Annotated in this window: 10 protein-coding genes; 5 read left to right on the forward strand and 5 right to left on the reverse strand. The window is 53.4% G+C overall.

Annotated elements, in window-relative coordinates:
• Positions 1–181 precede the first annotated feature (181 nt).
• The gene (locus tag R3177_RS07685; protein WP_318970454.1) at positions 182–2326 is read left to right on the forward strand and encodes a tetratricopeptide repeat protein; all 2145 of its coding nucleotides are present in this window, start codon (positions 182–184) and stop codon (positions 2324–2326) included.
• On the opposite strand, the gene R3177_RS07690 is transcribed toward R3177_RS07685, so the two are convergent.
• Complete coding sequence (locus R3177_RS07690) at positions 2273–3040, reverse strand: hypothetical protein (protein ID WP_318970455.1); 768 nt, start codon at positions 3038–3040, stop codon at positions 2273–2275. The genes R3177_RS07685 and R3177_RS07690 overlap by 54 nt on opposite strands.
• Before the next feature lie 237 nt (positions 3041–3277).
• Between R3177_RS07690 and R3177_RS07695 the strand changes: the two genes are divergently transcribed.
• The 4 genes from R3177_RS07695 (at position 3278) to R3177_RS07710 (ending at position 9386) form a co-directional block, all read left to right on the forward strand.
• Entirely contained in the window at positions 3278–4669 is a 1392-nt protein-coding gene (locus tag R3177_RS07695) for a Na+/H+ antiporter NhaC family protein (RefSeq protein WP_318970456.1), read from the forward strand.
• Positions 4666–5382, forward strand: coding sequence for a M15 family metallopeptidase (locus R3177_RS07700; protein ID WP_318970457.1), 717 nt, complete (start codon positions 4666–4668; stop codon positions 5380–5382). Before R3177_RS07695 ends, R3177_RS07700 begins: the two co-directional genes overlap by 4 nt.
• A gap of 97 nt (positions 5383–5479) precedes the next feature.
• The gene (locus R3177_RS07705) at positions 5480–6097 is read left to right on the forward strand and encodes a TetR family transcriptional regulator (RefSeq protein ID WP_318970458.1); all 618 of its coding nucleotides are present in this window, start codon (positions 5480–5482) and stop codon (positions 6095–6097) included.
• A gap of 94 nt (positions 6098–6191) precedes the next feature.
• A complete protein-coding gene (locus tag R3177_RS07710; protein ID WP_318970459.1) occupies positions 6192–9386 on the forward strand; it encodes an ATP-binding protein in 3195 nt (1064 codons plus the stop codon).
• Between the two features lie 51 nt (positions 9387–9437).
• Here the strand turns inward: R3177_RS07710 and R3177_RS07715 are convergent, their stop codons facing one another.
• The 4 genes from R3177_RS07715 to R3177_RS07730 form a co-directional block, all read right to left on the reverse strand.
• Positions 9438–12533, reverse strand: a complete 3096-nt coding sequence (locus R3177_RS07715; RefSeq protein ID WP_318970460.1) for an efflux RND transporter permease subunit — start codon at positions 12531–12533, stop codon at positions 9438–9440.
• A gap of 3 nt (positions 12534–12536) precedes the next feature.
• A complete protein-coding gene (locus R3177_RS07720; protein ID WP_318970461.1) occupies positions 12537–13700 on the reverse strand; it encodes an efflux RND transporter periplasmic adaptor subunit in 1164 nt (387 codons plus the stop codon).
• 206 nt (positions 13701–13906) lie between these two features.
• Positions 13907–14944: a malonyl CoA-ACP transacylase gene (locus tag R3177_RS07725; RefSeq protein ID WP_318970462.1), complete on the reverse strand. Its 1038-nt coding sequence runs from the start codon at positions 14942–14944 to the stop codon at positions 13907–13909.
• Between the two features lie 13 nt (positions 14945–14957).
• On the reverse strand, positions 14958–15159 hold a 202-nt coding region (locus R3177_RS07730), incomplete at its 5' end, for a hypothetical protein (protein WP_318970463.1).

Consider the following 15159-nt stretch of genomic DNA (forward strand, 5'->3'; position numbering starts at 1 on the left):
AACATGGCATCCTCACTGTTATCCGCTTTATTGATTATCGCTGCCCCGTTATCAGCTGCATTGCGCTGAATATGATGACAGGTACAAATGTTAACCATAACATAGCCGCGAGTACAGCGCATAGTCAGCGTAGCTGGGCTAAACTTAACCAGGGTTTGGGCAGCAGGAACGATTAACTGTGGTGAGCTTCCGGCAGTTTTATCAGCAAGTGCACCGGCGCAAGGTCATTAGCACCGTGCTGGCGTACCTGGTTATCGTCTGGCTGGCGCTGCAGGTGGTGGCGGTGGTCAGCCAGCTGTTGCAGCTGTCGCCGCTGCCCGGACACATTATTGCCATCAGCCTGGTCGCGGCGGTGCCGGTTATCTGTTATCTGGCCTGGTATTATCAGCTTCAGCAAGGCCGGCTTAAGCTAATTGCCAGTGCTGATGGCCAGCCGCCGGCAACGTTTGGCGCTAAGCAGCAAAGCGGCTTACTGCTGCTGGCAGTGTGCTGTGCCCTGCTGGGCTATCAGTATTATCTGCTAAGCCGGCCTGTCGCGACAGCAGAACCGGTAAGTTTGGCGGCCAATTCTGTTGCCGTGCTGCCCTTTACCTCGCTAAACCAGACTGATAACAGCAATGTGGCCCTACTGGCTAACAGCCTGGCCGAGGAAATCAGCAGCCAGCTTGCCCGCAGCCCGGGCTTAACAGTGGCCGCCGCCAGCTCTGGTCAGGTATTAAGCCGCCAGCAATTAAGCCCAACCAACATCGCCAGCCGGCTTAATGTCGCGACCCTGCTTAGCGGCAGTATCGGCCTGACGGGGCAGCAACTGCATATCCGGCTGCAGCTGCTCGATGGCCAGAGCGGCCAGACGTTGTGGAGCCAGCAGCTTACGCGCGAGCTGAAAAATATATTCACGCTGGAAACTGAAGTCGCCCGCTCGGTGGCCAATGCGCTGCAGGCAAATTTAACCAACGCCCTGTCGCTTAAAGATTTATCCGCCAATGCCAGCACCCAAAGCGCTGATGCTTATGTCAGCTATTTACAGGCCCGCGAGCAGTACCGGCTGCAAACCAGCGAGGCGATGCAGCAGGCCCGCAGCTTATTTGAACAGGCCATCGCCCAGGATCCGGAATATGCGCTGGCCTATATTGGCCTGGCTGATACCTTATTGCTGCTAAGTGATGGCAGTAAAGAGTTTGGCATTATTGACGTGGATATCGCCACTAAACTGGCTGCTGAATATCTGGAAAAAGCACTGCGCCGCGCACCACAGCTGGCTGAAGCCTATGCCATTCAGGGCAAAATGCTCGAGCTTAAACAGCAATATGCGCCGGCACTGGCCGCTTATCAGCAGGCAATAGCCCTTAACCCCAACCTGGCAATAGCGCATATGTGGCAGTATCTGTTGCTAAAACAGCAAGGTAAATATGATGAGTCGCTGCTAGCATTGGAGCGGGCTTATCAGCTGGATCCGGTGTCGATTGCAGTATTGTATAACCGCGGTTATGAACAGGCGATCCGTGGCCAGTTTGAGCAGGCGACTGCCAGCTTTAACCAGTTATTACAAGACTTTCCCAAATCACCTCTGGGCCATGTCGGCATGTCGTTGGTGGCCTTTAATCAGGGCTTGCTGGCTGATAGTCTGTTTCATTGGCAGCAGGCCTGGCAGTTATCACCAGACAATCTCTCCTATAAACAAAATTATCAATCTCTATTGCTAACCCTTAATCTAGCATCAGACCATCCTGAGCTGAAGAATGATCCCAATAACCTGCTCCGACAGGGAGACTATCAAGCTTTATTCAAAAAGATGGAGTTTCTGATGGCTGCTCAACCGAATGACTCCTGGCTAATTTTTTGGACAGCTTGGTACCAGATGTTAGTTGGTGAACAACATATTGCAATTGATCTATTGCTGCAAAGCTACCCGGCATTTAGTGAAGAAGAGTTATTTGCGATGCCAATGTGCAGTCCGGCAATTGAAGTAGCCTGGGCGCTTAAACAACAAAAACAAGAGCAGAAAGCAAAGGTACTGCTGTCCCGTTGTCAGCAGCAACTAAGCGATGCGCTGCAAAGTGAACTGCGGGATAGCTACATAAATCATCTGGCAGCACGGTTGGCTGCGCTTCAGGGCAATAATAAACTGGCCATACGAGAACTGCAGCAGGCACTGGCCTATGGCTGGCGCGAGTGGTGGACTTTTAAAGACCCTGTTTTTGCCACCCTCCCGGATGAGCAGCTGGCGCCGCTGCGCCAGCAACTGGAAAATGCCCTTAATGAACAGCGCCAGCTAGTGCTGTCGCGTGCCAAACAGCTTGCGCCGGCCAACCAGCAGCAACCCTAAACCGGCAAATAAGCTGAAGGTCGACGGCACAGGCACCTGCACCGCCCGTTGTTCCAGAATAAATACCTGCTCTGATGGCGAGCTAAAACTCAGTACATCAGAGCGGTCCCCATTGTCGTAGTAACAGTTTTCATCACCGTCTTCCAGAAACACCGGGAAACATTCATCGCGATCATTGCGGTAAAAAAAGTCCCGGTCCGGCCCCGAAAGAAAGGTGCTGCTAAACGTTAACCAGTATTCGCCTGGCAGTAAATCAGCCGGCATGGCGGCAGCGGGGTTAAAGCCATTCTCGCGAGAAGCGGCAAACGCCCAGCTTTGCTCGCCCTGAGTCAGGGTCCAGCTAAACTCAGCAGCAAAAGCAGCCGGGAAATCCCAGAGCAGCGCGCCTTCAAAATCCAGTTGCTCGCCCAGCTTAAACTCGTAATAACAAGGCTCTTCCTGCCAGTATTCCGGTGGTGGCAGCATATCGGTAATCAGCCAGCAGTCTTCCGGCACGGCCAGCAACGGTAAATCACCAATCGTAAAGCTAACGTTGTTAATCGCAGGGGCACCGGCCTGCAGATAGCGACCATTAAAATAACTGTTATCAAATAAGCTATAGCTTTGAGGCCGGGTTGAGGTTTCTGAGGCTCGGCCGCCACCTCTAACAAGAGTTGCTTCAGCCAGAAAACTGCAAAACAGCAACAGCACCACCGCATATTTAACAAAACGCATAACCGACACTCCCTGTTAATGAAGTTATTGATACTGCATTTCACCGGCTTACTGCATACCGAACCACGAAGGCAAACTTCTGGGTAAAAATTAAGTCAAATTACATTATTTAAAGCCCACTAAGTAAAGCAGAAAACCGTTAAAACGCCAGCAGCCGGCTTGCCCGCTGACATGCTTATCTGTATAAAAGTAAATGTCTCTAAGTAACTTTATAAAAACAGTAAAAAGGAGCCTAAGGTGGCTGACTGGTTAACCCTGCTTCCGGCGGTCGTCGCCATTGCCGTGGTGCTGTGGCGCAAAGAAGTGATCCTGGCGTTGCTGTTATCGCTTTGCACCTCAGAGCTGCTAATTTTTCTGCAAAGCGGCCAGAGCTTTGGCGCCGGTTTATTACTGGATGGCAGTATCCAGACCCTGGAGCGGATTATTGCTGTTACCGGTGATGCCGATAACGCCCGCATTTTAATGTTCTCGTTGCTGGTCGGTGGCTTACTGGCCTATATGCGCTATTCGGGCGGGGTGTCGGCCACGGTGGCGATGCTGGTTAATAAAGGCATTGCCCGCAACGGCCGCCAGGCCGGTTTGCTGACCTTTTTTATCAGCAGTGTGACTTTTATAGAGTCTAATTTAAGCTCGCTGACCGCCGGTATCAGCTCGCGCGGCCTGTTTGATAAATTTAAAATGAGCCGGGCCCGGCTGGCCTATATTATAGATAGTACCAGCGCCCCCATTTGCATTATAATTTTATTAAATGGCTGGGGCGCTTATATTCTGGGGCTGCTTAGCACCTACGATTTGCCGCAAAGCCCGGTCGCCATTTTAATTGGCACCATTCCGCTTAATTTTTATGCGCTTATCACCTTAATAGTGGTGCTGTATACCATTATCAGTGGCAAGGTGTACGGGCCGATGCGTAAATCCGAGCAGCAGCTGCATACGTTGTCGCATCACAGCGAAATTGAAACCGCCCCCAGCCATCCGTCTTATATGTTAGTGCCACTGGTCACCCTGGTGGGCGCCATGCTCGGCTTTATGCTGCTTACCGGCAATGGCCAGCTGGTGCAGGGCTCAGGTTCTAAATCAGTGCTCTATGCCACGGCGCTGTCGTGCGTGGTGGTATATGCAATGATGCTGCTAAGCCGGCGTTTTAAGCATCAGCAACTGGTCGATATCGGCTTTAAAGGCATCAGTGAATTACTGCCGCTGGTGACCATAGTGCTGTTATCGCTGGCGCTGGGCTCCAGCTTAAAACTGCTGGGCACCGGTACCTTTATTGCCAGCATTGTTGATCAAAACCTGCCACAGGTACTGATTCCGGCGCTGCTGTTTTTAGCCGGCGCGTTAATTTCCTTTACCACCGGCACCAGCTGGGGCACCTTTGCTATTCTAATTCCAATCGGCATGCCGATGGTCAGCCTGCTGGGGCTGCCGCCACAGCTTATCCTGGCCGCGATTTTAAGCGGCGGGGTGTTTGGCGATCACTGCTCACCGATTTCCGACAGTACCGCAGTAAGCTCAGTCGCCGCCGGCTGTGACTTACTGGAGCATGTAAAAACCCAGCTGCCCTATGCGCTGGTGTGTGGTGTCATCGCCTTAATCAGCTTTGTGATTGCCGGAGTAATAATGATATGAAGCGATGTCCGTTTAAGCAGTTTGGCCTGTTAACAATGCTTGCCCTGCAGATGCTGCCAGGCGCTGTGGTGTCTGCCAGTGAACACGCTGAGCCGGCAGTACCCGGCGACTTTACCGATGTCGCCAGCCTGATACCCGATGCGCAAATTCATATGGCCTACCTTGGCAGTAATAACTTTGTTGGCAGCCCGGTGGATGGCTATCAGGCCAATAAATGCTATTTACAGCAAAACGCCGCCAATGCGCTGATCAAGGCGCAGCAGGCTGCGGCGGCCAGAGGGTTAACGCTGTGGATTTTCGATTGCTACCGGCCACAGCGGGCGGTTAACCACTTTATGCGCTGGGCCAGCGATTTAACCGATACCCGCACCAAAGCCGAGTACTACCCGAACCTGGGGAAAGACCAGTTAGTTGGCGAATATATCGCTGAAAAATCTGGCCATAGCCGCGGCAGCACCCTCGATTTAACGCTGGCCGCCAGAGATGAAGCCGGCAACTGGCAACCGCTGGATATGGGCTCAGCCTTTGATATGTTTGACCCGGTATCCAATGTCGGCAACCCCACTATCAGCAAAGCGCAGCAGGCCAACCGGCAATTACTGGAAACCATTATGCTGCAGGCGGGGTTTAAAGTGTACAGCATGGAATGGTGGCATTTTACCCATCAGCCACCGGTGTATACCGACCAGTATTTTGATTTTGTCATTAAATAATCAGTGAATTGCTGTGCAGGATTGCCATTAGAGCTCACGGCATTGATCTGTTAGTATAACGCCATGTGTTTTTTTATTGTTACCGGCCAGATTAACGATGCCCAGACGTACCAAAGCGGAAGCTGAAAGCACCCGTGCCGCTATTTTAGATGCAGCCGAGCTGCTGTTTTTTGAGCACGGCGTGTCCCGTACTACCCTGGAGAAAATTGCCGCCGCAGCCGGGGTAACCCGCGGCGCGATTTACTGGCACTTTCAGAATAAAGCCGACTTATTTAATGCCATGCTCGAGCGGGTGCGGCTGCCGTTTCAGCAATTGCTCAGTGTTGTTGATAGTAATCCCGATGCCGATCCGTTCAGTCAGTTGCACGAGTTAATGACAAATGGCCTGCGGCTGATTGCCTCCAGTGAACAACATCACCGGGTCCTGACCATTGTGTTTCACCGCTGTGAATATATTGACGAGCTGAATCCGGCGGTCACGCAGCAGGATAAACTGGATGAAGAAGCCGTGGCAGTGATGCAGCGTGCGTTTGAGCGCGCCGAGCAAACCGGTATGCTACGTCCGGGCATTTGCCCCAGACTGGCCGCGGTTGCGTTGCATATGTACGTCGGCGGTATTATCAGCCACTTTTTATTAAAGCCGCAGCAATGCGATCTAATGCAGCATGCGCCCAGGTTAATTGACGCCATGCTGCTTGGTTTAAAACGTGCTTAGTCTTGCTGACAACGCAGAATTTTTCCTTTGAACCTTGCGTTCGTTTACAGCATCAAACACACTGAAGCTTTAGTGTCAGCGGTAACAGAGTTTGATGTCTTTGATTGTAAAGCGGCTTATCACAATACTGGCATATGGTCATCTTGTCTGCTCTGCGTTGCTGGGGGCAGCAGCACATGCCAGTAATTTTGAAAAAGTACTGATAGACAATAACTTACCTAATGTTGGTATCTACAGTATTACCCAGGACAATCAGGGCTATCTTTGGCTCGCCTCAACCAATACCGGTTTAATGCAATTTGACGGTTATCAGTTTCAGCCACATCCACTGTTAAATACCACCCTGACCAAACTCCGATCGGTGCCGGATATTGATGCCATTACCTTTGACCGGCAAAACAACTTATGGGCCGGCAGCTGGGGCTACGGCTTAGCAAAAATTCATGCCGGCAGTGGCAGAATTGAGCTGTTTGACGGCGAAGCTGATGCGCTGGCAAGCCCGTTTGTGCAAAAACTGTTTACCGATAACCAGCAACGGGTCTGGGTTGGCACGACCGAAGGTATCAATCGTTATGACGAGACAACCGGCCTGCTCCGGATTGATAAAATAACTGATAACCTGCCAAGCAGCAGAGTCTGGGATTTTGCCCAGACCCCGGACCATACATTGTGGATAGCCACGTCAGGCGGCTTGCTAGCCTGGCGCGACGATACAGGTTTCGGCCCGCCGTTATTACCTGATAGTAATCACCAAGCCGATAACGTGATCCGGGCATTGCAGGTGATTGGTACCGAGCTGTGGGTCGGCACCGCCCGCGGTTTGTATGTCTATCAACCAGCAGTGCAGCGTTTTTTGCAGGTTGCGCTGCCCGACGGCGAGGTGTTACCGGTCATTAATGCCCTGAGTGTCAGCCTTGACGGTAATTTATTAGTCGGCACTTTTAACGGCATTTATTCGGTTAACCCGGTGCAGCGGGAATTTATCAGACGTTTTCAGCAAAATTACGTTGAACTTGAGCATATTAATGTCCGGACTTTTTTTATCGATAAAAGTCAGGTGACCTGGGTCGGTACCCGGGAAGGTGGCTTATATTTTAAAACACGGCAGCGCAGTGCGTTTCAAAACACGGCAGATCCGGCACTGGCTGCGTTACAAAACACCATTAACGCCCCGGTGTTAAGTATTCTGGCGGACTCTGAGCAGCTCTGGCTCGGTCAGCACGGCAGCGTCAGCCGGTTTTCTCACCATAGCGGGCAGCTGCAACAGTTTGATATTCCCGGCCGGATAAATGTGATTCGCCGCGCGCCGGATAATCTGATCTGGGTCGGCAGCGACAATGGCATCTTCCGGTATGATACGACAGCGCATGAATTTACCCGGTTTGCCACGCCTTATACTGCGCTGGATCTGCCACAACAAAACGCCCGGGATATCCGGTTTACCGATGACAATAAAACCCTGATTAACCTTTGGAATAATGGCGTTTTACTGTTTGATAACCAAAGCCAGAGCGTCAGCCATTTTTTAGCTGATATCAGCCAGCAGATGGTCGGAGATGCCATTCAGGCTATGCTGGTTACCCCTGAGCATATCTGGCTGGCAAGCCGGCTGAGCGGGCTGTATTTAGTCAACCGTCAAACCTATCAAGTGGTGCCGCTAGAAGCGCTCAACAGCTCGTTATTACTGGCGCCCGATTTTACCGGCCAGTTAACCTGTCTTGCTCATGCGCCAGAGAACAGTGTGGTGGTTTGCTCTGAACAGGGTTTACTGCGCATCAGCCTGGATACCGGTGCCGTGCAGCTCATCGATACCAATAGCGGTCTTGCCGGTAAATCGCTGGTTGGGGCCTACACCGACCGTCAGAATAATATCTGGGTGATGAGTACCGCCGGTCTTGATCTGATCAAGCCAGATGGCACTGTTGCCCATTTTAATCGGGGTGATGGCTTAAACAGTGACGAAATGATGTTTGCTGCGGTGGCCGAGGATGATAACCAGTTGTATTTTGGTTCAGATGCCGGCCTTGAGCTGGTGGCAGCCAAGCGGCTGCCGGACCCGCTGCCAACGGTTGCCCAGGCCATCACCAAAGTGACCTTCGATCAAAAGCCTGCCACCGCCAGTGGGCTGTTAACCCCGCTTACGTCAGTCACCGTACCGCCCGAGGTATCAAGGATAGAATTTCATTTTGCCAGTTTCGATTTTAATAACCCGGTCCGAAACCGTTATTTATATAAACTCGTTGGTTATGACCAGCACTGGCAGTCGCTTACTAACAGCAATATTGCCTCTTTTACCAGTCTGGACCCGGGCACCTATACCCTAATGATGCAAGCGAGCAATAACCAGCAAATTTTCAGCGGCGAAACCAGTCAGCTGCAACTCATCGTTCAGCCGCACTGGTGGCAGCGCACCAGCGTCCAGGTGTTAACGGCGCTCGCCATTATCGTTTTAATCAGTTATATCGTGAAATCGCATGTCAATAAGGTGAAACGGGTCAATGTGTTACTGGAACAGGCCGTTGCAACGCGCACCGCAGAGCTTGAGCAAAGCCTGAAAAAACAACAAGATGCCTATCAGGAACTGCAGCACCTTGATTTAATGAAAAATCAGTTTATCTCGACCGTCAGCCATGAACTGCGCACCCCGCTGACCTCCATCAGTGGCGCGCTGAACCTGGTACTGTCCGGCGCACTGGGCGCTGACCAGCAGAAAATAAAGAAATTACTGCATATTGCCAATAGTAACAGTCAACGGTTAACCCTGTTGATTAACGATTTACTCGATCTGGAAAAGCTGACAGCCAGCCAGATGGTATTTAATATTCAACGTCATGATATTGATAAAATTGTGCAGCGGGCTGTCGCAGAAAACTCGCCCTACGGCCTGAAACGCCGGGTGACGCTGCGTTATATTCCGGCGCCGGCAGACACCGCCACCGTGGCGCTGGTCGATGAAAACCGCTTACTGCAAGTTTTAGCTAATATCTTGTCCAATGCCATTAAATTTTCGCCGGAACAAAGCGAGGTCAGCATCAGCCTGCAGCAGCAAGACGGCAGTGTTGTGATTGCTGTCGCAGATAACGGTCCGGGCATCGCTATCGAATTTCAGCAACGCATCTTTCAGCGGTTTGCCCAGGAAAATGCCGGCAACACCCGGGAGCAGGGCGGCACTGGTCTTGGTCTGGCGCTGTCACAGGAGTTAATGCACGCGATGCATGGCAATATCTCTTTTGTCTCAGCGCCGGGTCAGGGTACGACCTTCTACCTGACCTTCGCCCTGGCCAGCTGATTGCGGCGGTTAATAACGGCGGGTCTGCTCAGCGCTGCTTAAACCTGCTGCTCATGTCCGCTTAGGCTGCAACAGCCGCATCACCACCAGATAAAACACCGGTACTAAAAATATCGCCAGCACCGTTGCTGAGATCATGCCGCCCAGCACACCGGTGCCAATGGCATTCCGACTGGCCGAACCGGCACCCGAGCTTATCACCAGCGGCAACACCCCTAATGAAAACGCCATCGATGTCATAATAATAGGCCGCAGCCTTAACCGCACCGCTTCCAGAATGGCCTCTTTAAGCTGCCGGCCCTGGCGCTCCAGTTCCCTCGCAAATTCAACAATTAAAATGGCGTTTTTCGAGGCCAGCCCCATTGTGGTCAGCAGCCCCACCTGAAAATACACATCATTGCCCATACCACGCAGATAAGCTGCCGTTAATGCGCCGATAATACCCAGTGGTACCACTAATATTACCGCAAAGGGTACACTCCAGCTTTCGTATAAGGCCGCCAGACATAAAAACACCACCAGAATCGACAGCGCATATAATGCCGGTGCCTGAGCCCCTGATAATTTTTCCTGATAGGAGGTGGCGGTCCACTCATAGCCGATCCCCGGTGGCAACTGACTGATTAACTGTTCCATCGTCGCCATCGCATCACCCGAGCTGGTACCGGGCGCAGCTTGCCCCTGAATTTCCATTGCGCCAACGCCGTTATAACGTTCCAGCCGCTGTGGTCCATACACCCATTCGCTGCGGGCAAACGCACTGAAGCTAACCATCTGGCCACTGCTGTTACGCACATGCCAGCGCTGAATATCTTCCGGCGTCATCCGAAACTCGGGCTCAGCCTGCACAAACACTTTTTTCACCCGACCCCGGTCAGTAAAATCGTTAACATAGGTCGAGCCCCAGCCAATCGCCAGAGTCTGGTTGATATCGCTAAGCGCCACGCCCAGTGCCCGGGCTTTTAACTGGTCTATTTCAATCTTAAGCTGTGGCGCATCTTCCATGCCATTGGGCCGCACCCCAAGCAGGTTAGGTTGTTGTGCGGCCATACCAAGCAACTGGTTGCGGGCGCTGAGCAGCGCATCGTGCCCCAGGCCGCCACGGTCCTGCAAAAACAACGAGAAACCGGTTGCCCGGCCAAGTTCAGCAATCGGTGGCAGGTTAAAGGCAAAGATCTGCGCTTCTTTTACGGTAGCAAAAAAGCCCCAGGCACGGCCGATCACAGCCTGGACACTGTCGGCAGGGCCACGCTGGTCCCAGTCTTTTAACCGCACAAACGCCAGGCCCATATTCTGACCCCGGCCGGCAAAGCTGAAGCCCGACACGGTAAATACCGACTCCACGGCGTCTTCGGTGGCAAAATGGCCAGCGACTTTATCCATTACTGCTTCAGTACGCTGCTGGCTGGCACCCGTTGGTAGCTGGACCATGCTTAGAAACACCCCCTGATCTTCCTCAGGTAAAAATGAGGTCGGTAAGCGGGTAAACATCAGCGCCATCACCGCAACAATCATGGCGTAAATCAGCATCGAACGTTTAGGGCGCGCCAGCATACCGGCGACACCGCGCTGATATTGCTGATTACTGCGCTCAAAACCCCGGTTAAACCAGCCGAAAAAGCCACGCCTGGCCTGATGATCGCGGGTTATCGGTTTAAGCATGGTCGCGCACAATGCCGGGGTAAAAATCAGGGCCACCAGCACCGACAAGGCCATTGCCGTGACAATGGTAATCGAGAATTGCTGATATATCGCACCGGTAGCACCGCCGAAAAAGGCCATGGGCACAAAAACTGCCGATAACACCAGACCAATGCCGACCAGGGCACCGGTGATCTGGCCCATAGATTTGCGGGTGGCCTCAACCGGCCCCAGACCCTCTTCGCTCATCACCCGTTCGACATTTTCCACCACGACGATGGCATCATCGACCAGCAAGCCGATGGCCAGCACCATACCAAACATGGTCAGGGTATTAATGGTAAAACCAAACGCCGCCATCACCCCAAAGGTGCCGAGCAGTACCACGGGCACCGCCAGCGTTGGAATTAACGTGGCGCGCAGGTTCTGCAAAAACAGATACATCACCAGAAAAACCAGAATAATCGCTTCAATCAGGGTTTGCACCACGGAACTTATCGAGACTTCAATAAAGGGCGTGGTGTCATAAGGGATCACCGCCGTTAACCCGTTGGGAAAATAAGGCTCAAGTTCAGCCAGCTTCGCTTTTACCGCTGCCGCCGTATCCAGCGCGTTGGCACCGGTCGCCAGCTCGATAGCTAAACCGGTCGCTGTTTTGCCGTTATAGCGGGCAATCACCGAATAGTCTTCGCCGCCCAGTTCAACCCTGGCGACATCATTTAAAGTCACGGTAGCGCCGGCGCTGGTTACTTTCAGTAATATCTGGCCGAATTCCTCAGCAGAGGTCAGCCGGGTCTGCGCCAGTATAGCGGCATTATACTGCTGGCCCGGTAAAGCTGGCGCTCCGCCTAGCTGGCCCGCCGTCACCTGATTATTCTGCACCCGGATGGCCGCTGTCACATCGGCCGGCGTTAGCTGGTACTGATTCAGCTTATCGGCATCGAGCCAGATCCGCATCGCATACTGACTGCCAAATACCTGCACATTACCAACCCCGGTGGTGCGGCTTAATGGATCTTTAATATTGGCTACAACAAAGTCAGCAATATCATCACGTTCCAGACTGCCATCGTCTGAAATAAAGCCAATGACCATCAGAAAACCGCCACTGGATTTTGCTACCCGCACGCCATTTTGCTGCACTTCCTGTGGTAGCAGTGGCAGCGCCTGTTGCAACTTATTCTGAACCTGTACCTGGGCAATATCGGCATCGGTACCGGTTTCAAATGTCAGGGTCAGGCTGACATTACCGGACGAGTCGGTATTGGCCGACATATACATCAGGTTATCCAGGCCATTCATGGCCTGTTCTATCACCTGAGTGACCGCATACTCCGCCGTTTGCGCAGAGGCGCCGCGGTATGTCGCGCTGATACTGATCGCAGGTGGGGCGATCCTTGGATATTGCTCTATCGGCAGTTGCTTAATGGCCAGTAAACCGGCCAGCATAATAACAATGGCGATAACCCAGGCAAAAATCGGCCTGCTGATAAAAAAGTTAGCCATGGCTTAGTCTCCGTCTGTCGCGCTGACAACGCTGACGGTGGCGCCCGGCCGCACTTTTTGCAGGCCGGCAACGATAACCCGATCGCCCTCGCCAAGCCCATCAATAACCAGCCAGTGCTGACCGTAACTTTTGCCAAGGGTCACCGCCCGTTGCTCTACCTGATTGTCTGCATTAACCAGCAACACTGTTGCATCGCCCTTTGGCGTGCGGCTGACGGCTTGTTGCGGCACTAAGATTGCCTGGTCAATCCGGCCATGATAAAGCCGGGCCCGGACAAACATACCAGGCAGTAAGTCACCGTTTTTATTTGGAAATACGGCGCGCAAGGTTACCATGCCGGTACCCGGATCAACATTCACTTCAGAGAATTGCAACCGGCCCGGCTCAGCGTAACGGCTGCCATCATCCAGCAGTAGCTCGACCTTAAGCGGACTGGCCTCCTCTGCCGGCGTATCAGCGCGCAGCTGCTTTTTCAGCAGCAACAGCTCGTTGGCCGGCTGGGTTAAATCTACATAAATAGGATCAAGCTGACGGATGGTTGCCAGGCCCTGTGGCTGATTGGCCGTCAGCAGCGCCCCTTCAGTGACCGCCGAGCGGCCTATCTGGCCGGTGATCGGTGCGGTAATATCGGTATAGTTTAAGTTTATCCTGGCAGTCAGTAATGCCGCTTCCGCACTGGCCACTGCCGCCTCGGCCTGCATCAATGCAGCGTCGGCATCATCTGCATCCTGCTGGCTGATGGCCTTGTTGCCGAGCAAACCTTTAATCCGCCCGGCTTTTAAACTGGCATTATGCCGGATAGCCCTGGCACTGCTCAGGGCGGCTTCGGCACTGCTTAGCGCCGCCTGATAAGGCGCCGGGTCAATCTTGTACAGCAACTGGCCAGCACTAACCTGCTGACCTTCAGTAAACAGCCGTTGCTTTAAAATGCCGCTGACCTGAGGCCGGATTTCTGCCTGGCGAAAATCAGTGGTGCGCCCCGGCAAGTCGGTGGTCAGCTCAACCGGACGGCTGACTAAACTGACCACCGCCACTTCAGGCGCTGCCGCCTGCTGTCCGTTCGGCTTAGCGGGCTCGCCGCAGCCGGTAAGCAGCAACACCCCTGCCAGCAGCGTCATGCCGGCAGTCAGGGACAGTGGGTTAGCCCGGGGCTTAAAAACTTGCATAAAGAGTCCTGTATTGACATCGTTCGACGAAAAAATGGTGCCGGTTGCTGGCGCCGCAGCCTCTGTTGACGGGGGCCAGTTTAGCCCGGCAATATACATACACTCTTGTATGTTAGCAAGTGAAAAAATCTCAGCTGCGCCAGATGGCAGGCTGTTACCGGTGAACTCAGGGCGGTATTAACTGGCCGGGGCAAAGCAGCCCGCTGTCAGACCACCAGCTGGCGCTGCTCTGGCAAGCCCATGCTCAGTACAAAAGGCAGTTCAGCCTGCTGGGCGCGGCTGAAATCCTGTTTGCTGCTAAGCCCCTGCCAGTTAATGGTAATCAGACTTTGCGCCACGGCGCCGCCAAGGCTGCTGCCCGGCCCCAGTAATATAATATGCTCAGGCGCAAACTCTTTTACCGCTACTGCTATGGCCCGGCTGAAATAAAAGGTATCGGTTACCTGCTGGCCCAGGGTATACACTTTTAAGGCGGCGGCCTGTGCCAGCTGCCGGGGCCAGATCACACCACGGCCATCAATCAGTGGCAGCTGTGGTGTGGCAAATGATGTCGCGGCAAAACGCGACAAGGCCTGATCCGCGGCCGGTTGCATCAGCGGGCTGTGAAAAGCGGCATGACCGGCCAATAACATCGGGAAGCGTTCATCACAGGGGGGTAATGCCTGCATCGCCTGCTGCACAGCGCTCTGAGTGCCGGCCAGTACCGCATAACCGCCATAGCTTATCGACATAAACAACGCGCCCCGGTGCAGATATAACTGCTCGGCCAGCCGGGCCTGCTTATCAGGCTCAACCCGCCAGTCGCTGTCGACCAGCGGATAGATAAACTGGGCACCGGCTGCCTCCGCAGTCAGCTGCGCCATAGCACTAACCAGCCGCATGCTGTCCCGGCCCTGCCAGACACCGGCACAGCCGAGCGCCGTATACCAGCCCATAGAATTACCGGTAACAGCAACGATGTCGTACTTATCGCGGTTAATCTGGCTGAAATCGGCCAGGCCGGCAGCAAAAATTAATGCCGCCGCATTGTCGGCTTTCAGGTGCAGACGGTTGCTGAAACTGGCGGCGCTATCCAGCTCTGTTATCGTAGGCAGTTCCAGCTCACGGCGCAGCGCATCAAACTCACTCAGTTGCCGGTAAAAAGGATGGGCGCTGCTCAGATGCCGGCTGAGATACCCCAGCTCAGGCCGGTTATAGCTGCCGCGGCCCGGGCATACTACCAGTGCAGTTTTTTTCTGGCTCATAGGTGTCTGTTGCTCATGCTGAGGTTTGGTTAACTAGCAATTGATGGACCTTATCGATAATTTGCTGCTTCGACGGCAATACCGTATAAGCAGCCGCGCCCAGCGGAATAAAACTGTCTGCCGCACAAATGCGGCTTAGCTGATAAAAGCCCGGCCTGGCTTCATGCAATGCGCTGAACAGCTCTTCGCTGAGTGAGCCGCGTTTGCGGCATTCA

Source organism: Arsukibacterium sp., assembly GCF_033722355.1.
Lineage (GTDB): Bacteria > Pseudomonadota > Gammaproteobacteria > Enterobacterales > Alteromonadaceae > Alishewanella.

Bases quoted from the DNA above. Each gene is read 5' to 3' on its own strand.
- R3177_RS07710 (WP_318970459.1), top strand. From the start codon at position 6,192: ATGTCTTTGATTGTAAAGCGGCTTATCACAATACTGGCATATGGTCAT.
- R3177_RS07715 (WP_318970460.1), bottom strand. From the start codon at position 12,533: ATGGCTAACTTTTTTATCAGCAGGCCGATTTTTGCCTGGGTTATCGCC.
- R3177_RS07700 (WP_318970457.1), top strand. From the start codon at position 4,666: ATGAAGCGATGTCCGTTTAAGCAGTTTGGCCTGTTAACAATGCTTGCC.
- R3177_RS07720 (WP_318970461.1), bottom strand. From the start codon at position 13,700: ATGCAAGTTTTTAAGCCCCGGGCTAACCCACTGTCCCTGACTGCCGGC.
- R3177_RS07725 (WP_318970462.1), bottom strand. From the start codon at position 14,944: ATGAGCCAGAAAAAAACTGCACTGGTAGTATGCCCGGGCCGCGGCAGC.
- R3177_RS07690 (WP_318970455.1), bottom strand. From the start codon at position 3,040: ATGCGTTTTGTTAAATATGCGGTGGTGCTGTTGCTGTTTTGCAGTTTT.
- R3177_RS07705 (WP_318970458.1), top strand. From the start codon at position 5,480: ATGCCCAGACGTACCAAAGCGGAAGCTGAAAGCACCCGTGCCGCTATT.